We start from the raw sequence: 24,589 nt of genomic DNA, 5'->3' as shown, positions 1-24,589 counted from the left end.
CACTACTCTCTTACGTATTTTTCCAATGTCTTATCAATCAATGCTTCAAAAGCCTTTCCGGGTGTCGGGGCATAAACCGATACGATTTTCCCTTCCTTATCAATCAGAAAATAACGGGGAATACCTGTTATGTTATAATCTTTCTGGAAAGTACACTCACCCTTGGATGCCAATAAATTAGTTACTCCCATTAACTTCAAACGAGGTAAGGCATACTTCCAACTATTGAAAGCCCCTTTGTCATCTATCGATATCGTGATAAATTCAATATCATCCCGTTCTTTATACTTCTGACTCATAGCCATATATGTCGGCAACTTGGCAATACATCCCCCGCACCACGTAGCCCACACGTCAATGACTAACACCTTCCCTTTATAATCCGATAAAGAATGCTCTTTCCCTTTAAAGTCCTTCAGCGTAAATGCCGGAGCAACGTTTCCCTCTTTCAGATGCTCGTACCCCTCGTACAATTTATTGATTTCATCCTTCAAATCCCCTTCCGGCATATTCTTCTCGAACAACGGACGGAGCTCGTCCAATCCCTTCGTGTACCCGTTATACCTGAAAACAGACCTCAGACAAGACAAATAAGCCAATGACAACTCCGGGTTATTCAATTCAAGTATCTGACGATACCTCCGGTAATCATAGTCATTCCCTATCGTTTCCACCGTGGTATTAAACCACATACTTCCCCAAGCCTCTTCTGCCGGGGCACCTTCCATGACTGCCTTCAAGCCGTAATAATCCTCGACGACAAACTCTAAACCGGAACATTTCACGAATTCCTTGGATGACAAGTCAACGCCTTTCAATACTTTTTTAATCACAGAAGCCTTTAACCGGGCATCTTTCCCCTCGTCATACAAATCAGCCACCCGACGAATAGCTTGAGCCCCGTTCTCCTGTACTGCCTCCCTCGAAGCGCCATTCGCTTTTATATATCTTGCTATTTGTTCCCGTTCAGCCAGAATCGCTTTAGCAACCTCTTTTTCCGGCACCTTGAAATCTTCCCATCTCTTCGTCACGTATTCTTTCAACGTTTCGGCCTGCTGTGCCATCCCGCTCAAAGACACGAACAACAAGAATACAATTCCTATTAATCTCATAATCTATCAATTAATTCTACTTCTTCAACAACTGGTTCTCAATAATCTCCACGTACTTTTCCGGAGTCGCCCCTACGTCTATAATCGGTTTTCCCCCGACAGGAATAAAGAACAAAGTAGGCAACGCCACAACATTAAACATACCGCACAACTCCTTCTCTTTATCGGCATTCACCTTCAGGAATATCACTTGGTCTTTATACTTTTCCGCCATTTTTTCCAACTCCGGAATCAAGCGCATACACGGTCCGCACCAAGTTGCCCAGAAATCAATCACGACAGGTTTATCCCCCTTGAACACAAACTCCTTGCTCTTCCGGTAATCGTAAACATGCTCCAAAAAATACTCCCGTGTTATCGGGTTCAATTTACCGGCTTCCACCTTTACTTCATTGCTTCCCGTCACTTCATCTTTCACCTCTGCCAAATCAAACGGTTGGAAATACACTTTCTGTTTCCCGTAATCAATGGAAACCAACCCTCGCTTCAAGATACCGTTTCCCAGTACCGACCGAGGCAAAGACTCGTTCTCGACAACAGCCACATCCGTGAAATCGCTTTTCACGAAACGACATTTCCCGGCAATCTTACTCGAGGCTGCCACGTCAATACCGGCATACCCGACGCTTTTCTTCATTCCATTCCCGTCCTTCCCGCTGAATCCGGCAAAGTCAGCCGAGTTCAAAACAATCATTCCATCATTCCACGTATCCAGCAACAAAGAGTAAGATACCCCATCCAATTCCACGGGACAAACTATCCCTGAACCCGTGACCACTTCTATATTAGAACGATGGTCCAATTTCATATAAGCAGGACGATAAGGATTACTCATCGTAATTTTCTTTCTTCTCGAATCTATCGTCAACACGACATTCCGAAATAACGTTCCCCCGACAATACCAGCGACACCTAATTTTCGCAAATATGGTTCATCTTTCAACACAAATGCCGCAACCCCGTTACCGAACACGCTATTCCCAAAGGAAATTGTTTCTATATTTACCGATTTCTCCACCGGAACCCGTTTGTATTGAAATGTATCGTAACGGAAATCTCCCTTCACGTTCGCATCAATATTCAACTTTTCCACGTATTCCGGCAATATTGCATTATGCCCCGCCAAATCCAAAACGAAATCAGCCATCACCCCGTTCACCACCATTTCCAAAATAATCTTTCCGTCCACCTCCCGGTAATCCTTTACCTCCACGGACGTATTCTTCGATTGAGCCCATGTCATTATACTCAACAAACTCAACCCCAATATCATCATTAACTTTCTCATAATCATAAATCGTAAATCCAAAATCATAAATAAAATCACTCCCTCCTAATCTCTATCTTTTCCTTCTTTCCGTCCCGCAACACAATAATATAGGCTGTATCCTCCACGATAGCATTCATCAAATCATCAATCACCGCCTGACTCATCGGGAATCCCGTGATATCCGTACCGTTAATATCAATCACTTGCTCACCCAAAGCCACCACGTCTTTCATGCTATCCCATATCGTGGTAATCTCGAAACGCTCATTAGCGGGCAAAATACCCACGTTCCATGTTTTAGGCGCACCGCCCATATCCGAAGCTCCTGAATCAAAAGGGAAAAAATACAAGCGATTCCGCATATAATCAATCACCACTTTCCCGTATTTCAACAAATCAACCCCAACAAGGATAGAGTTACGCCCTGAAATCACGCTCCCGACATTCGTGAATTTCTTCCCTAAAACAACCATTTCTTTCACGTTGACTTTCTCTATCTCCACCGGGTCGCACAATCCTTCCAATCCTATTCCATTAATTCCGCAACCTCGTGCCACTCTTTCCCCATTTCCATTCTCCTCAATCTCTTTAAAAACAGCATCATTCAACAACAAAAAGCCTCCCGCACCCGTGTCAAACAACACTTCTTTTTCTACTCCCCCCAACTCCATTTTCACGATAGAGTGGTGAGTCGTCCCCCCGAACATCTCCACCCCGTCTGTAATCTTCAAACGCTCGGGACGATACGGGTAATTAATCACCATAATTTGCTCCCTCGCATCAAACGTCACCACCGATTGGGCAAACGCATCTCCTCCAAGGATTCCGGCTACCCCCAACGCCTGAAACAATCCGCCCACGGGGAAAACCATGGTTTTCATCTTTGACAACTTATAATTCGGGCTCAACTGCACGTCTTTCACTTCCGCCACCTGATACAATTGTTTCATCCCGTTCAAATCAGAAATAGGATTCGAGGCTCCCGTGGCAACACCTTCCATCTTCTGCACGTTCTCCCAATCCGTCCCGGTCTGCCCTCCCGTGTCCACGATATATTTCACTGTCACCCCGTTCACCGTCACCGGAATAATAATCTTATCCTGCACAAACTCGTAATGTATCGTGTCACACACCCGTTTCGTCGATTGTGCCCATGTAGTCATCCCCAACAGACACATCCCGGCTATCATCGCCAATTTCCTCATAATCATAAATCCAAAATCATAAATCGTAAATCATAAATAGCCAATCCCCTCATTCTTTTTGATACACTATCACCTTCTCCCCCTCCTTCGTGAGAATTGTCAATTTCGTCTTTTTCTTCGCTTTCAATTCCGGTATTCCCATGATAATACTCTCGCAAAAATCATATTTCCCCGTGGGTTTGCCATTTATCTTTAGCACTTTATCACCGGGTTCTACTACACCTTTCATAGCCGTCCATACCGTAGCAACCACTAAATCTCCATCCTTCACTTGCAAATTCACGTTATAATGCTTACTTGCCATGTCAAACTCTTGCTCGTAAGGCTCAAAATACCAGCGTTTACGAGAATAATCAATCGTCACCTTACCGTATTCCAACAACTTCACCCCCAACAACGTGTAAGGCGGCGTTGAAGTCTCCGCCGTCACATTCTTGAATTTAGTCGCTCCCACCGACAAAAGCGGCAACTCCACTCGATACGCAACCTTTGACTCTGTCATCCCCCCGACACCTATAGAGCCTCCCCCGACTCCTTTACTCTTCACCTCAAAAGCACTTTTAGCACTCAGCTCCTCGTAGTCCGTGTCCTTCAAGGACAAAAAACTAGGACACCCCGTGTCAAATAAGGCAACCAAACTATTTCCCGCCCCGGCTTGCAACGTGATAATCGGCATATATCCTTTCCCCGAAAACGGAAGCATTTTACGCAAAGAAACGGTCGATGCTTTCTCGGCAGAAGTTACCGTTATCGTTTTAGTTTTACCATCAATCTCGACAATCAGATTCTTAAGCAAATCACTCCCAATCAATCCGTCCGCATGGAAGCATTCGAAAGGAGAAGGTGTTGATAACTTCATTGCCGGAACTCCGGAGAAATTAATTCGCTCATCCGGGGTCAACAGGCTAGACACTAGCACCCGGGGAAGTCCCACCTCTTTTCCGTTTACATCCGTCACCTTCACCGAATCCACCACCGGAATATTCAACTCTTCACAAAGCTCCCCGGTCAAAGCCATCTGTCCCCCCGTATCGAATATAAACGAACGCACCTTGCCATTCACACTCATATCCACAATCATCTTTCCCCCCACCATCCGGTACGGTATCACGCTTTTGACTTGTTGTGCCGAAAGCGGCACAACAATCAAACACAACAACAATCCGAGAATAATCTTAATTCCTATTCTCATAACTCATTATTTAGACACCTTATCAGCAGCCACTACTGCCTGATAAGCATTAATAATCCCACCGGAAAGGCACAAATCTCCAAACAAGAATAAATCTTGTGTATGTTGCCCATTCACGACAATAGCCTTTTCAACCTCTGCGTCTTTTCTGGATGTTACGGACTCTAACAAGATATTTCGAATCTGCGTTCCGGTCAACTCCGGGTAATACGCTTTCATCAAAGCAGCGACCCCCACCGTGGTTGCGGCAGCAAACCCGATAGCGTTTCCAGTTTGATAAGTATCTCCCGTGTAGGTAGAATAAATATCTCTACCCGGGGCAAACAAATCCACCTCTTTGGCTCCATAATTCGAATTCATGGACGGATTCCCCGCTTTATCAGAAGAAGCAACTATCATCAAATTCGTCAATTCCTTTTTACCCGTCATCCAACGATTCGGGAAATAAGTTTCCTCTGCCAAATCCTGCGCCGCATCCCACACTTGAGAAACAACGAAAACACCTTTACTCTCCGCGTATTCCAAAGCATCACAAACCCATTTTTTCTGTTCCTCCGGGTAAAGCGTGTTCTGAACCGGCAACATGATAACATCAGCGTTGTGGTCCACGGCATAACGAATGGCCAATGCGATATCTTTCAAATAAGGTTCTCCCTCTGCCATAACTCGCAACGCCATAATCTCAGCCTTATCCATAATACCGTTTCCCCCCAAACCATTATCTCTCTTCCCAGCAACAATACCGGCAACCATAGTACCGAGCGCTGCATCTGTCGTCAACAATACATTATTCCCGTATTTATTATCATTTATATCCAGATAATTATCTCCTATGATTTCAGCACGCCCATCCGACCCGAAACGTTCTACTTTCTCCCTGTATTCTTTTCCAGACAATTCTATTTGGGCACCACTTTTTATCCCTTTATAAACATCTTCCCATTTATCTGACTGATAAACACTAAAAGCATAAGCACACATCATAAACGCCACTTCAGACAAAGAATCGCGAGGTGCTTTCGGGTCATAACAAATCCCGAATTCTTCTTGGGTCAACTCTTTTCCCGGAAAACGCTCTTTCATCATCCGGTCAAACTTAGCGGCATAATCCCTTATCAAATAAGTCAATTGCCACCCGGCATAACTACCCGCCATCGGAGATTCCGGTAACACCTTATTACGGAAATAATTATATTCTTCTATATTTTCCGGGGCAGCCACCTTCGTCATCTTCTCATTAATAACCTTGTAATAATCCTTCCCGTCGAATATATAATCAGCATACTTATCTTTCAACCGTAAAAACTCCCGATCACCTTCCCGCATCGTACTCTCCATCACTTGACCGTCTTTACCGCCCAAGAAATTCCAACCGTTGATATCCCCAACCAAACCGTTTTTATCGTTATCCTTTCCATTAGCCTTTTCTTTCGGGTTAAACCAAATCGCCTGCTTCAAATCTTCATGTTCCACATCCATTCCCGTCCCAATCAAAGCAACCACCGGTCTTTTTTTAATCTTTTTCCCTTTCAAAAAATCGTACGCCTTGTTTATTTCCGCACCGTACACCCCGTCCTTTTCAAACGAACAATTATACCAATCCAGATCAGCCTGCTTCTTTTCACCCTGATCATTCTGTTTCACCAACTGTGCATCAGCAACACTGATACATGCACTTGCCATTAATAACAGAAAATACTTTTTCATCTCTTACAGTTTTACTTTTTTACAATACAATATCAATACGACTCGTTCTCACCAATCGTTAATCCAAAATCAAAACCTCTAATCATAAATCTAAAATTACCACCCCCTTCTGGCCTTCAGAATCTCCTCTTTCACCCGCTCTCCCCTCAAATCCTTTGCCAGCAAACGTCCTTCCTTGTCAATCAAAACAATGAACGGAATACTATAAAAACCATACGCCCGTTGAATCATGTTCGGCTTGTTACCTATAACAAAACCTTCTTCATCCCACAACGTCACCCAAGGCAATTTCTCCTCTTCCAATGCCTTTCTCCAATTCTTCTCTTTCGAGTCCAACGATATACTGATAAATTCCAAATCATCCCCCTTCAACTCGTTGTATATCGGTACCAATTTCTTCATCTCCCCACGACACGGTCCGCACCATGAAGCCCAAAAATCCACGAGAACAAACTTTCCGCGAAAATCACTCAACCTCACCTTTTTTCCGTTAGCATCCTGAAATGTGAAATCGTACGCCGGGGCACCTATCGAATAATGATACAAACTATCCGCCCGATGCTTCAACCACTTCCCGGAAGCCGTTTCCAGCGCCCTCCCCGCCATACAGTCCAACAACAACTTATTCGGCTCATAAGTCGACATATTCGCAATATACGCCAAGGCACTATACATATTCCCCTCCAACTTCCCTTTCACACCCACATCTATCGTCTTATCTTGCGCGAACTGCTCCTTCGGCAACCACTTCAACAATTCATAATACTTGTCAATCCCCGTGAAATCCAACGAACTATTCCCCACATTCTGACAATCGTAAAATCCTTTTATCGTCACCTCGGTATTCGTCAAATAAATCGGCTGACTTGTTTCCCCGAAACAAATCAGGTAAACATCCGGCACTATCTCCAAATGTCCCATAACAAACTCCTCCCCATTCTTTGCCGAAACCGCCAACAACCTTTCTCCCTCAATCGTCCTCAATTCTATTTCTGTCGATTTCAACAACCTCACCTTTCCGGAAATCTTCAATCCTGATTGGGCAAAAGTTGTAACACTCAACAATAACGAAATAACAAGTATATATCCGATTTTAAACATACCATTCGTTTTTTATCGGGAGGAAAATTCCTCCCGATTTATTTTTCAAATTATTCCCCAATTTCAGGTCCCTCTATGATGGCATCAAAATCAACTCCGTATGTTGTCTTAAAGTAATTAGCCACGAAATCTCGCTTCTCTCTCAAAAGCGGATATTTAGAACGAGGATATTTTTCATCCAATTCTGCGACAGAATAATACAAACAGAACCGAATATACGTCTGAAAATTGGTGATATTACTCATGTCTTTTATATATACTAAAGGTTTAAAACCATCTCCAATAGTACCAGATCCCGGATATCCGGGAAATCCTCGAGTTAAATAATAATTTTCATCATCCACTTCCCAATCAGCACTTTTAACTTCCATTTTATAATCAAAACCCGTTTCAAAACTTGCAGGAATTTCAATATTACCTTTATCAAAAGAAGTCAATAATATATGCTCTAGTACTCCTCCTCTTCTTAGATAAAAATCCCTTTTGGTTACAGGAAAATCTATTTTATCACCACCCGCCATCATACCTGAATCTTCCGGATCTTCACCTTCCAGACAAATTACCCAAAAATCCAAACCATCGTTATATTCTGGTTGAGGATTTTTAAATTCCAAAATTCCCGGAAGGATAATATTAAGAACATGGACATCATAAGCCATATACCAATACATGGGCAATACCCTAGATATAACCTTCTCGTTCAAATATGCAAATACATGCTCTTTCATAAAACGAGTTGCCCGTTCTGCTTGTTCATCCGTCAAATCCTCCCCATAATATTCAATTCCTAAACCACCTCCTGTCCAAGAACGATTAAAATCAGCATGCGTGAAATCCTTGTATATCAAATACACGTTAAATTTTTCCCAAATTTCTACGATATCGTCATCCCAAGCATTTGTCCCCTGTGGAAATTCATATCGACTCATCCCTTCCCCATCTTCTGTAGGTGTTAAACTTTTTTCATCATAACAAGAGGTAAATAACCCCATAATCATGATACTACACAATGTATATATCCATTTCATAATCTATCTTTTTATATTTAACAACTATCTAGGATTAGACAATTTATTTTGTTCCAAGTTCTTATTCTGCTCTAACACATCCTGCGAGATAGGAAATGCATAAAATGGATCATTCACCGGCAACAAATATGTCTGAACTAATTCTCCCTCCATTTTCCATTGGTGTTCAATAGGAGTCGTACCATAACGTTTCAAATCAAACCAACGATGTCCCTCGAAACATAATTCCAAACGTCTTTCCAACCGAATTTTTTCAACTAATGCTTCTCCACTAACTCCAAAAATTGGAACATATTTTTCTTCTGTAAAACGCTTTCTCCGTAACTCGTTCAATGCCCACAATGCCGTTTCATCATCTTTATCCATTGCCGCAGCCTCCGCCAAATTCAAATAAGCCTCCGGCAATCTAAATGCGTGGCCAAATCCAAGAGTACTAGCTACATTATGATCCGGATTAATTGCAAACTTCCCTACTGCCAAATAATTACCTTCGTATTGATTACCATACGAATCCTTATATCTCTCTCGCAATACATAATTTGTTTTTCTCAAATCACCCTCTACATACAAACTTAATAATTTATCAGATGCATTGAAAAAATCGATGGAAATATGTTCCTCTTCATCCATTGGATCTTCTATGTATACACTAGTATTTAAATAAGTCATATATTTACTTATTGATCCAAACACCCATACTGCTTCGGGACAATCCATTGATATAAAGTTATAATACGAACCTTCTGACAAACCATTCAAATCTGTCAATGCAAAATTCCAATCTTCTATTACTTTTTTAGCATAGAGCGCAGCGTTTTTCCAATCCTCCATGTACAAATATACCCGAGACTTCAATAATTGAACCATGGGAAGGTTAGTTCTATAATCTTTTTTAAATCGTAAATTTTCTGGCAATTCACCATACAACCTTTCTGCTTCATTCAAATCCTTCAATATTTGTTCATACACCTCTTCCACTGAATTTCTCGGAATATCCCGCTCCTCCATTCCACTCGTTAATTTCAAAGGAACACCTAAACCAGTTTTATTTTGATTATAAGACTCCCCCCAAATATTTACCAAATAAAAATAATAAAAACCACGCAAAGCTAACGCTTGTGCTTTCACTAGATTTTTCTCATCTTCCGTGCCGGACACCCCGTCCACATAATCCAATGCTGCATTCGCACCCAAAATATACGAGTAATAATTCGCCCAGTGATTCGTTTTGCTCGCACTATAATCCCTCAATACATCATGTATATTCGATTGCCAGGAAAAGAAAGCACGTACAACAAGAAAATCATTCGAGTTCGATTCTGTCACAGTAGCATCAATAACTCCCGGAGTATTCGTACACATCACATCATCATCCAATATGGAAATAATATCCAAAAGTTCCTTTCCATTACCAGATGACATGGGATACGCTTCTCCCAATAACATTTCATTTAAAGCCGTTGCCTCCTTGGGGATATACTCACTTTGCGACTTCGGTTCCAAGAAATCTGAACATGCCGCCAATACGCCTGCAAATAATACTATTAATATCTTTTTCATCTTCTTTCTAATTAAAATCCAATATTAACCCCCAATGAATAATTCTTCGGTTGTACACTATTACCTAATTCCGGATCAAAACCATTAAACTTCTTGCTGGCAATAACAAACAAATTAGATACTCCGGCATTCACACTAAGAGTTTTCAACCCCATTTTTTTACACCATTCCCGATTCACATTCCAAGATAAAGACAATTGATTACAACGCAAGAATGAAGCATCCACCACCATTACATCCGATTGCTCCCACATGGAAATCCAATAATCTGAACCATTATCCGGCAAAACTTGCGAATAATTCTGTCCGGGAATAACAACTCCTGGAATAATTGTTTTTTTCTCGTCACCCGGCTTTTTCCACCTATCATTCAAATCTTTACTCAGATTATCCAATTCTTTCGGTACATTCAATCCTCCATTAGGGAAACCTGTATAAGGTGAAGGTAAACGTTTTTTAGCCCCAAGTAATAGAGAAAAGTTCGTCGACAAAGAAAAATCTTTCCAACGTAATCCTAGACTCAACCCTCCGGTAAATGAAGGCTCTTTATCCCCGGAATATACCAAGAATGTCGTTGGATCCACTTTAGAATTCCGCTCCTCTTCCGGAACATCCAGATAATTAAATAACGGATGCCCATCTTCAGCACTTAAACCTGCAAAAGAATAAGACCAAAAACCGGTAACAGAATATCCTTTTTTCAAAATTTTACCAGAAGCTCCACTCAGATACTCTCCTCTTGCAGATGTATATTGTTGATTACCAGCCTTATTCCAATTCTTTGAGGAATTCAAGGAAATACTTAAAGCCCAATCTTTCGTTTGTATCGGACTAAAACTAACTGTAAACTCCACCCCGCTATTACGAATCTTTCCTCCATTTATATCCATCGAAGTTCTACCGTATTCAAACGGAATATCTTGAGAAACAATTGCGTTCGAACTTCTCGTGTAATAATCCAATGCAACATTAAACATATCAATCAATTGCATATCCAATCCAAAATTCCAAGATTTCGTTCTTTCCCATGATAAATTGGGATTCGGCAATCTACTGATTGTAGAATAATATTGATTATATACATCAGCAACACCTTTTTGGTAAAGCACCAAATCCGGTCCTAACCGAGTCGCCGCATTTCCTTGAATACCGTAAGTCACTCGCAAATTCAGTGAATTTACAAAACCTACAATACTTTCCATCCAAGGTTCATCCACAACTCTCCAAGAGGCACCAAACGAATAAGTCGGATCAAAACGTTTGTTCGCATCTTGTCCAAATCGATTAGACTCATCATTACGAATAGAAAAATTAAAAACATATCTATTCTTCAAAGAATAAGCAATTGTTGCAAAATAAGAAAGGAAATTATCCGTATTTTTCACTCTATTCCAATCTCCCGAAAACAAATCCTTCAATATACCCCAATCTTCGTAAGATTTGCCTATTCCCTCAAAAACATCGGGCGGTGTCGGTTTTACTAATTTTTCACCACGATCCGGTACATAACCAAACACTCTATTGGCATTACTTTTAACCGAGGACGAACGAAGTTCCATTCCTAACATTACATTCAATCTATGATCTTCATTAAAAGTTTTAGATACCAATAGTTTATTTTGTATATTATACGAAGAAGATAAACCGTCTATAGTAGCTAACACACCACCAAAAGGTAGCATTGCAGCCTTAAATTCCGCACTCCCGGGCTCTACTGTACCGTAATCATATCCTCTAAATTTCGATGCGATATAATAAGTTTTTTCTAAACTCCATGTTTCATTATTATTTTGCGCACGAGTATATCCTCCTGTAAATTCATACTTCAACCAATCAAGAATATCCCAACTAAAATTTAAACTAGCAGACAAATGCGTTTCCTCAATACGCGAACCACTATTATCCCGTTCGTTTATAAAATTATAAGCTAAAGATTTTACTCTACTATTATATTCATACCCTCCAGCAACTTGATAAAAAACAGGTTCTCCATTTTCATCGTACGCCGGAATAGCCCTATTCATAGTTGTCGCATACGACATTGGATTTACATCTTTTCCAAATCCCTTATTTGTAGTAGTACTTCCATTGATACTTGCGTCTATACGTATATTCTTACGTAAATTCACACCCACTCCAACACGTCCTGTCATTCTTTCGCTTGAGTTACCAATTTCTTGTCCTTCAGAATCATTATATCCTAAAGAAATATTATACGTCATTTTTTCTGTCCCCCCTGAAACACTCAAGTTATGATTATGACTCACAGCTGTTTGTGTCAACAAATCGAACCAATCCGTATTTACCGTTTCAAAATAATGTTTCTTCTGCATGAAATCATCATAACTGATGTCACCATCCAAGTACATTCTCATGGTACCTTCATAAGTATAAGGCTGCTTTATAGGCTCTTGAACATAAGAAGTACCGGCATTAAACACCTCTTGAGCAAAAATAATACGCTCTTTGGAGTTCATGTAATTAAACATTCCGTAATTCGGTTTCGTGTTTATCGACATATTTCCCGCATAGTTTATAGTCATTCGGTCAACCTTACCTTTCTTTGTTGTGATAACAATAACACCATTGGAAGCCTTTGAACCATAAACAGCTGTAGCCGAAGCATCTTTCAGCACGGTAATCGTTTCTATATCCATTGGATTCAACCAAGAAATTTGGTTACCAATAATATCCTTAAAATCCTGCGTAAACAAATCTGTTGTATTTATTTCCAACGGATCCTCTTGAATAATCCCATCTACTACCCACAACGGCGATTGATTCCCGACCAACGTAGTCGTTCCCCGAATCTTGATTTTGGGGCTTGTTCCTACACGGGAACTGGTATTCATAACCACCATACCGGCAACCCGTCCTTGTAACATCTGGTCAATCGTATTATAGGAAGGCATCATAATATCCGATGCCCTCACCGTCGTATACGCACCCACCATATCCCGGCGATTCACACTTTGGTATCCCATAACCACCACCTCATCCATCGCCTTCGAGTCCTCTTCCATCAACACCATCATAATCTTCTGTCCGGTGTACTTCACCTCTTTCGTTTTTAACCCCATAAACGAGAACACCAACACGGGAGCCTCCATTTCCGGGATGGTAATAGTAAATTCACCCGCCATATCCGTGATTACACCAGTAGACGTACCTTTCAAGATAACCGTCGCCCCCGGCACCGTGGTACTATCCGCCATGAACAAACGTCCCTTGATTGTGATCATTTTCTTTTCATCTTTCTTCTCATCCTTCACCCTAGCAGCAGTAATCACCACCACTCGATCATCAATCTTGAAAGATAAACCAAGCGGACTCAATAAATCCTCCAGTAATTGACTGAAATCTTTATTCGTGGCTTCCACGTTCACTTTTCCACACTTGCCTACCAAATCCAACTTGTACAGGAACGTGTAATCCGTCATCTTCTCCAAGTTGGAAAAGACCTCCTGCACCGTAGCGTCTTTCATGTTTAAAGACACCCTTGTCTGCGAAAAGCTGTTTGCCGAGAGGTGCAAAGACCCGATCAGCAATAAAATCATCAAGATTCTCATACACAAAAAGAATTTAGTTTTCCTGTATTGCCATATTATTGGCAACAAGTCCCAATTTTTTTTCATAGATTTGTATCACATTTAAATTAAACATTTATTCTACTCGTTGCCCAACGAGTGAGTAATCGCAAACGGGATTGCCCAATCCCGTTTGTTATTTGTCATAAACCATTAAAACTCTTCCTTTTAAGTCAAACCGAACCTCTCCCGAGATTTCGAACTTCCTCAGCACGTCTTCGATAGAAGAATACATCGGCAATTTACCACTGTACACCACGCTTCTCGCTCCCTGATTCACGTAAAACACCTCCACGTCATACCACCTAGACACGATACGCAGGATTTCCTCTAAAGGCAGATCCTTAAACAAGAAGAAACCATCCTTCCAAGCAATAAATTCAGCCACGTCTACCGGGTTAACACTCAATGTTCCAACGCCCTTGTTATAGTAAGCCTGTTCGCCCGGAACGATCACTTTGTCCGGTTGCCCATCGCGAACAATAGCAACACTACCCTCTACCAACGTCGTGTATACACCCGGCTCGTCAACGTAAGACTTCACGTTAAAAGATGTGCCCAACACCTTTACCGCCATCTCGTTTACCTGCACTATGAAAGGTTTATTCTCATTTCTGGCCACTTCAAAATAAGCCTCACCTTTCAAAATTACCTGCCGTTTTTCTTTACTAAAACGAGAGGGGAACTCCAACTCCGTCCCCGAATTCAAATATACCTTCGTTCCATCTGCCAGAATTAATGAATAAGTACCACCATAAGGAACTAATATCTTATTCCTTCCAACCTCGAGAAGATTATCACCCACGGTATCGACCTGCTCTTCAACCCGAAGAGTACCGTCACTGTTTTCAAAAGCCACGTTAGCCCTATCATTACGAATCGTCGAGGTCAATGTATCCAACACAAATCTAGCCCCGGAAGCCATTTCAAAAGTAACCTTCGCTTTCCCGGGTTCCACTCTTGCCACAACAGGTACGCTCGCTGCCTTCTCCGGAACACGATTCAACAAAAACAAGGCTGTCATTCCGGCAACAACCACGACAGAAGCCGCTGCCACCCACGGTATAAATAAACGCCGTCCTTTTCCACGCTTCCGATTTATTTCTCGCAACGCTTTTTCCGTGTCAAAAGTCCGAATTACTCTCAACTCCTCCCCGATACGTTCCTTATCCCCCAACTCCCGCACCAATTCATCCAATCTCTCCGTTTCCTTCAACACATTCCCCACCTCTTCCTTCTCTCGCCCTGAAAGTTCTCCCCGGCTATACCGTAATAATTCCTTTGCAAACTTAAATGGATTCTTCATCTCTTTCTTCAAATTTGCCCTAATACAAATAACTCGAAAAAAAGGATTACGCAAAACTCATTTTTTTTCTTGAAAAAGTAATCTTTTTTTATAAACAACTATTTTTCAAGAAAATAACCCAAGAAAAAAAAAAATCTATATATTCAAAAAAAAACAACAATACCGGATACAACCCTTTCAATTTCTCCCGCAATTGAATCTTTGCCTTATTCTTCTGGGATTTTACCGTGTTCACGCTGATAGACAATTGCTCGGCGACTTCCTCGTTACTAAAACCATCCACGTATGCCAACTTGAAAACACGTCCACACTCGTTCGGTAATTCATTAACAGCAGCCATAATTTCCCCATAGACCTCTGCTCGAACGACATGGACAAAAAAATCATTTTCATCTTGAGGAGTATTTTTTTGTATATTATTCAAGATTTCAGACCGAATTCCCGAGAGTTTTATTTGATTCAAACAGGCATTCCGAACCGCTTTATAAAGGTAATGTTTCAAGTGTTCCTCATTATCAAAGCTTTCTGTTGCATCAAGCAATTTAATAAAAACTTCTTGTACAACATCTTCCGCCTCTTCTTGCCCCTTTAAATAATTATACGCAAAATAACAAAGTGTTTGATAATAAACACGAAAGCATTTATCAAACACCTCTTTTTGACGTATATTTATTTTCTTATCACCCAACATTATATATAAATAAACGATCGTTTAAAAACACCCATAAAATTAGTGTATTATGAATGCATTATTATATTTCAAAAAATGTAATTACTTAGATATAAGAATTATACACATTCCTCCCATCTTAGGGGCAACACAATTAATAAACGATCCTTTATTCATATCTTGCAACACAAAGATATTATATTTTTCCGAATACCTATTACTCTCGTGATTATCAATTTCTACACATTTGACCTTACGACCTTGTGAACTTTCAGACTTTATAGACGAGAGGGTGTGTTGAAACACACCCTCAAAAATCCTCTTTCTTGTTCGTTATTCCTTTTCCAGTAACTTTTCGATCTTCTTGATTAACTCATTAAAAGACTTCTCCGAGTAACCGATCTCGATAGCCACAATCTTTCCCTTCTTGTCAACAAGAAAACTGCGCGGGATTGATGCCGTGGCAAACTTCTCGAAAATCTTACGTTCCGGATCTAATCCCATGGGAAAAGTATACCCGTTCTTCTCCCGGAATTTAGCTACCTGTTCCTTCGTTTCCTCCCGTGAAATCGCTAAAAACACGAAATCCTTCCCTTTAAACTTGTCTATAATTTCTTTCTGAACCCGCTTCAACTCTTCCTGACAAGGCGGACACCAAGTCGCCCAAAAATTAATCAACACGATCTTCCCTTTCAAATCCTTGATATCGATTTTCTTCCCGTCAAACATCTCAACCACGAACTCCGGAACATCATCCCCTACTTTCACCAACGTCTCTTTTGCTTGTGCTTTCAATCCCGTCAAACTCCCCAACGTCAGCAAGTAAACTGCTAATAGTAGTATTTTTTTCATAAGCATCCCTTTTTGATTTCATACAAAGATAACATTTTTTTCTGAAATAGCAGGCGGGGGGTGTCAAAACACCCCCCGCCTACTATTCGATTCAATTTATACCTAGTTAATCAACTGATTCAATTTCTTTGCTTTCTCCAACAACATCTGGTTAGATGACTGCTCTGCAACAGAAGTCGCGATCTGGGCATATTTCTTGGCCACGTCACCGAAACCACATTTGTTAGAAATCAGCACATAATTATAAAGCGCATCAAAATCTTTTTTGGATTCCACGGTCTTGCCTGCCCACAATTGGATTACCTTCAAACGGGAAACATCATTCATGATCTCCAACGCACCATCGGTGATCTCCTTGATCATTTTCCGGTTTTCCGGGAAATAACGGAACAACTTACGAGCCTTGTAGAAATAGTCCTCAGACTTCCGTTCCGCACGCAACTGCTTGATGTAAAAATAATCCGAAACCACGTCGTAATGCTCGTACCCCGTATTTCTCAAGAAATCCAAGTACTTGTTATACTCCGTCCGGTTCGAGTTATAATACCGCTCCAAGTGTCCCACGAACACATTATCCAATTTCTGGAACACATCGTCTTTAGAAAAACGCTGTATAAACTTGGATTGATTGTTAAACACGTATTTAATTTGTGGTGCATTCACGTCATCCACAAAATCACGGATAATCGACCAGTTGTAATCTTTCAGATAATCAGCTTCCTGCTGCGTCTGAAAATACTTGTTCACGACATCACCACTCGGTTTGCCTTGACTCTTCAACTCCTTCAACAACTTGATGGTGGTCTGTGGGTCCGCAGGATTCGCTTCGAACCTCTTCACTAAATTATCCAATGAATCCATCTCCTTCTCGTGAGCTTCCACTCCAACAAGATTGAATAATAATACTCCTACGATTAATACAATTTTCAACATACTGCTTGATACATTAATTTCAACTTACACCCTTATAACACCTAAAAGGGCAAAAAGGGTGACTCAAAACTCGATTTTAACTTAATATTTAACATGAATTAATTATTTTACTTACAAAACGAAACCAAACACCCCTCTTAAATAAAAATCTATAACTTTCAGACCAATTTTCATTTATTTAGAGAAAATGGTAACGTAAACACTGTTAAATACGTAAATTAAAACAGCGAAGTTCCGCCTTTTTACACTAATTTTGTTCTTATATATATTGACTGTTTTATTTTAGAAAAAATCATGAAGAAGTTTATTAAAATACTAGGTATCACATTGATAGTTATTATATTTTTAGTTATAATCTGTGCAATTATCGCACCGCCGATAGCCAAAAACTACATTAACAAACACGGGAAAGAACTCGTCGGCAGGAAAATCCAAATCAACGAGCTCTATTCAAATCTTTTCACGGGGTACAACCGGATCTCCGATTTCACCCTTTACGAACCGGACGACACCACGGCGTTCGTGTCATTCGACACCCTCGTGGTAGACCTGTCTTTATACAGGTTACTCGCTAACGAATTACGGGTAAACGAAATCACGCTCGTGCACCCGCGGGTCATGGTATGGCAAAAAGGGGACGTATTCAACTTCAACGACCTGCTGGCACTAGCCTCATCCGACACCACGGAAACGGCATCCTCCAAGGATACAACAAACTCCTCCCCCATGACAATAGCCATAAGCAACATCAATCTCCGGCAAGGTCGCGTATACTACGAGGACAAAATACGCCAATCCGTCTGGGACATGGAAGATATGAACCTCCACATTCCCGGGGTTTACTTCAGCGGGGAGAACACGAACGTGGGCATCAACCTGAATTTCAGCAACGGCGGTAGCCTGCAAACTCAAACCGAATACAACTTGACAAACGGCGATTACCTCATCCATTTGAATCTCCAAGACCTTGCCATAGACAACCTGCAAGCCTACTTGACCGATTACTTGAATATCAGTAAGCTCGGCGGGTTACTATCTGCCGACATGGATATAACGGGCAACGTGAATCACGTGCTCGATCTCTCGGTCAAGGGACAAACCGGATTAAAGAAACTATCTCTCGCGGACATGCACCAGAAGAACGTGCTCACTCTTGACACCATCGGGATAGACATACAGGAAATCAATCCCTCGACAAACACATTCTATTTCAACACCCTCACCATGAGAGGCCTCACCACCTCATTTGACTTGTACAAAGATCACAACAACCTCTCCGACCTCATGAAAGCCTCCCCCGCCGACACGACACGAAGCACGGTCACGACGGATTCCGTGGCGGAAACACCCATGCGGTTGAAATTAAACAAACTCGACATCGCCGAATGTTCCTTCACGTTTAACGACCACACGCTGGCACAACCGTTCTCTTTTCCCATGACACACATCTCTGTGCAGGCAGACTCCGTGACTCTTTCCGGCACGAACCATATTCTAATGAAGATGAACATGGGGCAAGGCGGAAGCGCGTTCCTCAACTGGAAAGGGAAACTCGACGACATCAGTAACCTCATGCTGACATTAAGCATCAAAAACGTAGACCTGCGCGGCTTTGCTCCCTATTGTCTCGCCTACTTCGCCTACCCGATACGGAAGGGAAATCTCGCTTTCACCAGCGTGAACGTGATTACCGACAATATGCTTGAAGGAAGAAATACACTGGATGCTTTCCGGTTCGAGCTGGAAAACAAACGCAAAGACCTGAAAGCGGAATACAACATCCCGATGAAGACTGCCCTTTATCTAATCAAGGATAAAAACGACAAAATCAACATGGAACTCCCGGTAAAAGGCAACATCACCTCCCCGGAATTCTCCTACCGGAAACTGATTTTCAAGACGCTTACCAACCTGCTCGTGAAAATAGCCGTCTCCCCGGTCACCTTCATGGCAAATTCATTAGGATTATCCCCGGATAAATTGCAATCCATCCCTCTCGACCCCAGTCAATGGGAATTTACATCGGAACAATTCACCACGTTCAACGATCTGGCAAAAATCATCAAGGACAAACCCGCCATGACGCTGGTATTGGAACAGCAAATCAACCTCCCGCAAGCACGGGAAGAACTGGCTCTATTCAACGCCAAAAAGAAATATTACCTGTCACAACACCCGGAAAAAAGCGATTCCACCCTTCTGGCAATCGACTACGCCAAAATCGGCGAAATAGAAACCAAAGATCAAAACTTGAATACCTACCTGTCCGGTATAGTCGCCCCGGAACACCAAAATAATTCCGTGACCGACAAAGCCCTGTCCCTCGTTCCCGAACAAACCCTGCAAGACCAAGTAGACCGCTTCATCCGCCTAAGGAATCAAAAAGCCGCCACTTACCTTATCACCCAAGGAATACCCGAGGCAAACCTCCGGGTGGAAACGATAAAGCCGGAAGCCTTAAAAATCTACAACGGTAAAAACCAGTACAAGATCAACCTTGTCCTCCCGGGTGACGAACAAGCCCAAGCCGAAGCGGCGACAACACCCGCTACAAACTCCCCGGAAAAAACAAATGCTCAAACTACAACGGATCGGACATAATCTCCTACTCCATTTTTGCCAATAGAAAACATAAGAAAAGCTCAAAAAGAGCACGTCAAAAAAAATTGACGTGCTCTTCCTATAAATAACACTCTTTCTATTTCCTTTGCCTGCGCAAAAGCAAAATCATCCCTAACAACAACAAAACAGAAGGAAGAATCCATTTCACGAACACTTTCACCCATGTTCCCGAAGATATTCCCAAAAAGATTTTATTGTCAATCGGGTTCGGGTGTCGTATATCTACCGGCAATTCCTCATCGGACAACCAACAAAATGCCCCTTGAATCAACGAAAAATTCGAAGCCCGTATACCTCTCCGGACTGCAGAAAGCTCGCCCATACTAATGCAATCGGCATCCCCCAGCACCAACACCCGTTGATTTCGCCCGTTACATTCCCTTTCAAGAGCCATCGCCGTTACCATCCGGGCTTCCCTCTCTCCTGCCGCGGGATTCAACTTCACGGTTCCATTCACGAAATCCGTCGTTTCCACCTCATTCCAACAACCGGAATCCCGAGATACCAACAAAGGAATCATCCTGAATCCCTTGTCTGCCACCGAATCAATTCCCATAGCCCCCGGCATGGTAAAAATCGAACGCCGCCAACCGGCACTCACCCTGCTTAATCTCGCTCCCGCCAACGTCGAACGAACCACCAGCAAATCGGCAGGAAACTCTTCCATCGGTTGCACCAATGTCCCCGGAACATACCGAATCCCGAACTTTTCCAACACAGGAGCTAAATACTCATCGTTCTTCGGTTCTCCGGCTATAATCAAATTATTTCCCCAGTCAATATAATCAGACAACTGCCCTAGTTCCCAATCCTCAAACGCTTCCAACGGATCTGCTATCACCAGAATATCAATATCCTGCAAATTATCCTTTTCCGGTTCCAATTCGGACTCCACCACATCAAACCCTTGATTTAACAACGAATGCCTGAAATATCTGCCATAAGCGAACAAAGAATAATCCCGATTCTTATTTCTCGTGATAGAACGTTCCCCATGCCCTTTCAAAAAACCGACCTTAGGCAACTTCATAACCATACGTTTCAACGTTGCAGAAACCTCCGTTTCCGAAGGATGCTTCTGCATATCGGTAAATATCCTCAAGCGGGCGGTCTGACCGTTATCCCTTTCCAATATACGAACAAAATGATTCCCTTCCCCCGAGAGATCCACACGCTCACGGATCTGCTCCGGGGACAAATAATCATCCAAATTCAAATTGGCAGCCTTCACCACCTTTTTCGCTTTCTCCTCGGCACTCAAACCGGGATACATCTGCTCCAATTTCGGATTATCCACCTCATCATAATAAAAAACATACTTCATCTTAATATCCGGCTTAAAGCGCACGTATTTCTCGAAGAAAGCCATATCACTCAAAACACCCTTTCGGGAAAAAGAATAAACATTATCCAAGAGATTCACGTAAGTCGTGATCGTCATTCCCCCGTCCAGTCGTTTCACGATATCCTGACTAGCCTCGGAAATAGTATTCGCCTTCGTGTAAGTCCCGTCATAATACACTTTCAACACCGGACGAGAAGTCACGTAACCGGCAAGCATCGCCACCGCGAACACTCCCCCGTAACGCATCATCTTGGACAAACCGGAATAACGGGCACGCCCCAGCTGGATCTTCAAAAAACAGAATGAAAGAAACATCGCGATCACGATAACAAAATACAACACGTCCTCGCTACAAACCATGCCCTGCAAAAACGTGTTCACTCTCCCTCCCAAAGAAAGCCAGTACGTGATATCCCGCACGAATTCAATATCTTGCCCGACCCTTCCGACCAAATTCAACAACGCGAACACGACAAAAGTCCCCAAAGCGGCAACAATCTGGTACGAAGTCAACGAAGACATGAAAAGCCCGATAGCCGCATAAGCTCCCAGCAAAAAATACAACCCCAACATCCCGATCAGCACCGGTCGCCAGTCAAAATTTTCAATCGTCACCCAACCGATAGCAACATACACCCCGATAACGAGCATCAAACAGAACCCGTATATCATAATACCGACATACTTTCCAAGCACAATCTGCCAACTGGTAATCGGGGCAGAGAAAAGTAATTTCACCGATCCCCGGCTAAACTCCTGACTCAACAACCCCATCGTCAACAAAGGAATATAAAGATACAAAGAACTTGACACCCCGCGCAACAAACCACCCATTCCCCCGTAATACACCCTCGCCGTCAAATTCATTAAATTCCGTCCCAACTCTTGGAACCGTCCCAACGACCCCATCATCTCCCCGAAATTAATACCCATCTGCAACATGAATATTATCAATATAAACCACGCGATCGGAGAATAAAAAAGGTTAGCTAACTCTAATTTCGCTATCTTATATATTGTTTTCATCATTCCACGTTTTATAATTCACGAATCTCTTTATTTGACAATTTTGCGAACACGGCATCCAAAGAACTCTTCTCGAAACGAATCTCTTCCAACTCCCAACCATTCTTCACACTGCACTTCACCACATCCTTTGACACATCCCGTCCACCGTCAAACCACAGGCGATAATTCTTCTCGTTCACTTTTTTCACCTTGGTGATTCCCTCCACGGCCAACAATTCATCTTCCAGCGGAGGGCGTTCAAAACATGCCAACAACGTGTTAGGTTTGATATAATTGTCAAAATCATCCACCGTACCGGAGAAAACAACACGCCCGCACTCGATCATCTTTATATCCCGACATGTAGCCTGCACTTCCGACAAAATATGAGTGGAAAGCAAAACCGTACGATCCGAGGCTATCTCTCGAATCAAATTACGAACCTCCACGATCTGATTCGGGTCCAAACCATTAGTCGGTTCATCCAATATCACGAACTTAGGGTCATGCACGATAGCTTGGGCTATTCCCACGCGTTGCTGGTATCCCCCGGATAAATTCCGTATCAAACGATCCTTAAAATGCGTGATACCGCAACGTGCCATTGCCCGGTTCACCGCCGACTGAATATCTTTTTTAGCGACAAACCTCAAGTCCGCACAAAACCGTAAATACTCCTCGACATTCAAATCCGGATAAATCGGCGGCTTTTGGGGTAAAAAACCGATATTCCTTTTTGCTTCCACGGGATGTTCTCTCAAATTAACCCCATCAATAAACACCTCCCCGCGAGTCTGATTCAACACCCCGCAAATAATATTCATGGTCGTTGACTTACCCGCACCGTTAGATCCCAACAATCCCACGATTCCTCCCGCTTCAATCTCAAAATTAATATCTTCTATCGCCCACTGCACCGTGTAACGATGAGATAAATGTTCCACTCTTACAATTGGATTTTTCATACAATTCATTTACATACAACATATTATTATACAGTGTGTCAAAACACACCTTTAGTCCGTAAAGTCCATAAGGTCCATAAAGTCTGTAAAGTCACTGGAGTCTTTCGGACAGAGTTTATCGGCAGCAACACTGCCGTAAGCAAAGCGCCCCGCAGGGGTCCATGGACTTTTGACCTTATGGACCTTACAGACTTTATAGACTAAACTTACCTCCTAAGCCCCATCTCCACGGCGATATTTTTTATAATATCATATTTCTCGAGACATCCTTTAAACCCCGCGTTCCTTTCTGCAAACCCCTCGTCATCACCCATCAACACCTCTATCAGATAACTGCACACATCATCCTTATACTCCGGTGTATACCTTTTACTCTGCCACCAGCGCAAGAAACCGGCCTCCCTCGGGTCTGTCGCCGCCCCATTCGATCCGGCATTATAATTCGGAATATTACTCTTGAACTTCGTGATAATATCCGAATACACGTCTTTTTTCTTGCACAGCACGAAACTCACTTGAAAAAACGCATCCACCTCCTTGGAATAATTCAACTGGATACTATCATACACTTCCTCCGCGACAACCTCCCAAGCCAAACGCTCCCGCTCCTCCTCGGACATTTCGTCCACTTCTGCCACCCGACCGATAACCGTCGTATTCATCCCCTTACGAGCCCCCACGACATCCGTATAAAACTCCTTTTGACGCAACTGATCCACCAAAAGATAACACGCCGAGCGATATCCTTTCGGGAGCTTGGGATACACCTCATCCCGAAACAACTCCACCCCCTTCTTCAATTTTTCCCGGTCCGTCGACTTCGTGAATGTCCACAATTTAGACATACCCTCTATCATGTAATTCGGGTTCAATATCTGGTAAAGCGTGTACTCTCCCCCCCATTCATTCACCTCCGTACGGCTCCGAATCGTGTCCTTGTAAAAAAGAGGAATCCCCGTAGATTTATAAACCTCGTAAATCAAATGGTCTAACTCGTCGTCGCTATCCTCCACCACGTACCACTCCATATCCTTATAAGAAACATGAGTATCCTTATCATCCCGGTTACAAGCCATCAGCCCGCAACACAGCATCCATACAAATAAAATCTTTTTCATCTCTCTCT

Annotated in this window: 17 protein-coding genes; 1 reads left to right on the top strand and 16 read right to left on the bottom strand. The window is 42.4% G+C overall.

The genetic code is table 11. The annotated features are described in order from the left end of the window. Positions 1–2: 2 nt before the first annotated feature. The 13 genes from L0M98_RS07640 to L0M98_RS07580 form a co-directional block, all read right to left on the bottom strand. The gene (locus L0M98_RS07640) at positions 3–1,112 is read right to left on the bottom strand and encodes a TlpA disulfide reductase family protein (RefSeq protein WP_227215325.1); all 1,110 of its coding nucleotides are present in this window, start codon (positions 1,110–1,112) and stop codon (positions 3–5) included. A gap of 16 nt (positions 1,113–1,128) precedes the next feature. After that, positions 1,129–2,400: a thioredoxin domain-containing protein gene (locus L0M98_RS07635; protein ID WP_227215326.1), complete on the bottom strand. Its 1,272-nt coding sequence runs from the start codon at positions 2,398–2,400 to the stop codon at positions 1,129–1,131. Positions 2,401–2,435: 35 nt separating this feature from the next. Next, positions 2,436–3,587 (bottom strand): hypothetical protein, encoded by a 1,152-nt coding sequence (locus L0M98_RS07630; RefSeq protein WP_227215464.1) that lies wholly within the window; start codon positions 3,585–3,587, stop codon positions 2,436–2,438. A gap of 49 nt (positions 3,588–3,636) precedes the next feature. Then, on the bottom strand, positions 3,637–4,779 hold the full coding sequence (locus L0M98_RS07625; protein WP_227215327.1) for a hypothetical protein: 1,143 nt from the start codon (positions 4,777–4,779) through the stop codon (positions 3,637–3,639). Between the two features lie 6 nt (positions 4,780–4,785). Beyond that, on the bottom strand, positions 4,786–6,486 hold the full coding sequence (locus tag L0M98_RS07620) for a S8 family serine peptidase (RefSeq protein WP_227215328.1): 1,701 nt from the start codon (positions 6,484–6,486) through the stop codon (positions 4,786–4,788). A gap of 96 nt (positions 6,487–6,582) precedes the next feature. Next, positions 6,583–7,587: a TlpA family protein disulfide reductase gene (locus tag L0M98_RS07615; protein ID WP_227215329.1), complete on the bottom strand. Its 1,005-nt coding sequence runs from the start codon at positions 7,585–7,587 to the stop codon at positions 6,583–6,585. 50 nt (positions 7,588–7,637) lie between these two features. Next, the gene (locus L0M98_RS07610; protein ID WP_227215330.1) at positions 7,638–8,615 is read right to left on the bottom strand and encodes a putative zinc-binding metallopeptidase; all 978 of its coding nucleotides are present in this window, start codon (positions 8,613–8,615) and stop codon (positions 7,638–7,640) included. 24 nt (positions 8,616–8,639) lie between these two features. Then, complete coding sequence (locus tag L0M98_RS07605) at positions 8,640–10,175, bottom strand: RagB/SusD family nutrient uptake outer membrane protein (RefSeq protein WP_227215331.1); 1,536 nt, start codon at positions 10,173–10,175, stop codon at positions 8,640–8,642. An 11-nt stretch (positions 10,176–10,186) separates the two neighbouring features. Continuing rightward, the gene (locus L0M98_RS07600) at positions 10,187–13,732 is read right to left on the bottom strand and encodes a SusC/RagA family TonB-linked outer membrane protein (protein WP_370645620.1); all 3,546 of its coding nucleotides are present in this window, start codon (positions 13,730–13,732) and stop codon (positions 10,187–10,189) included. Between the two features lie 166 nt (positions 13,733–13,898). Then, positions 13,899–15,068: a FecR family protein gene (locus L0M98_RS07595; protein ID WP_227215333.1), complete on the bottom strand. Its 1,170-nt coding sequence runs from the start codon at positions 15,066–15,068 to the stop codon at positions 13,899–13,901. Between the two features lie 88 nt (positions 15,069–15,156). Then, the gene (locus tag L0M98_RS07590; protein ID WP_227215334.1) at positions 15,157–15,759 is read right to left on the bottom strand and encodes an RNA polymerase sigma factor; all 603 of its coding nucleotides are present in this window, start codon (positions 15,757–15,759) and stop codon (positions 15,157–15,159) included. A 312-nt stretch (positions 15,760–16,071) separates the two neighbouring features. Beyond that, entirely contained in the window at positions 16,072–16,596 is a 525-nt protein-coding gene (locus L0M98_RS07585; protein WP_227215335.1) for a TlpA family protein disulfide reductase, read from the bottom strand. 96 nt (positions 16,597–16,692) lie between these two features. Continuing rightward, positions 16,693–17,523: a hypothetical protein gene (locus tag L0M98_RS07580; protein WP_099290318.1), complete on the bottom strand. Its 831-nt coding sequence runs from the start codon at positions 17,521–17,523 to the stop codon at positions 16,693–16,695. 294 nt (positions 17,524–17,817) lie between these two features. Here L0M98_RS07580 and L0M98_RS07575 point away from each other — a divergent pair, with 294 nt between their 5' ends. Beyond that, positions 17,818–20,124: a DUF748 domain-containing protein gene (locus L0M98_RS07575; RefSeq protein WP_227215336.1), complete on the top strand. Its 2,307-nt coding sequence runs from the start codon at positions 17,818–17,820 to the stop codon at positions 20,122–20,124. 97 nt (positions 20,125–20,221) lie between these two features. Here the strand turns inward: L0M98_RS07575 and L0M98_RS07570 are convergent, their stop codons facing one another. The 3 genes from L0M98_RS07570 to L0M98_RS07560 form a co-directional block, all read right to left on the bottom strand. Continuing rightward, positions 20,222–22,519, bottom strand: a complete 2,298-nt coding sequence (locus tag L0M98_RS07570) for a Gldg family protein (RefSeq protein ID WP_227215337.1) — start codon at positions 22,517–22,519, stop codon at positions 20,222–20,224. 8 nt (positions 22,520–22,527) lie between these two features. Beyond that, positions 22,528–23,463, bottom strand: coding sequence for an ABC transporter ATP-binding protein (locus L0M98_RS07565; protein WP_176554891.1), 936 nt, complete (start codon positions 23,461–23,463; stop codon positions 22,528–22,530). A 206-nt stretch (positions 23,464–23,669) separates the two neighbouring features. After that, entirely contained in the window at positions 23,670–24,581 is a 912-nt protein-coding gene (locus L0M98_RS07560; protein WP_227215338.1) for a hypothetical protein, read from the bottom strand. Positions 24,582–24,589 lie beyond the last annotated feature (8 nt).

It is taken from the genome of Butyricimonas sp. DFI.6.44 (assembly GCF_022132345.1).
Classification (GTDB): Bacteria; Bacteroidota; Bacteroidia; order Bacteroidales; family Marinifilaceae; genus Butyricimonas; species Butyricimonas muris.
This window is presented reverse-complemented; position numbering and strand designations above follow the sequence as displayed.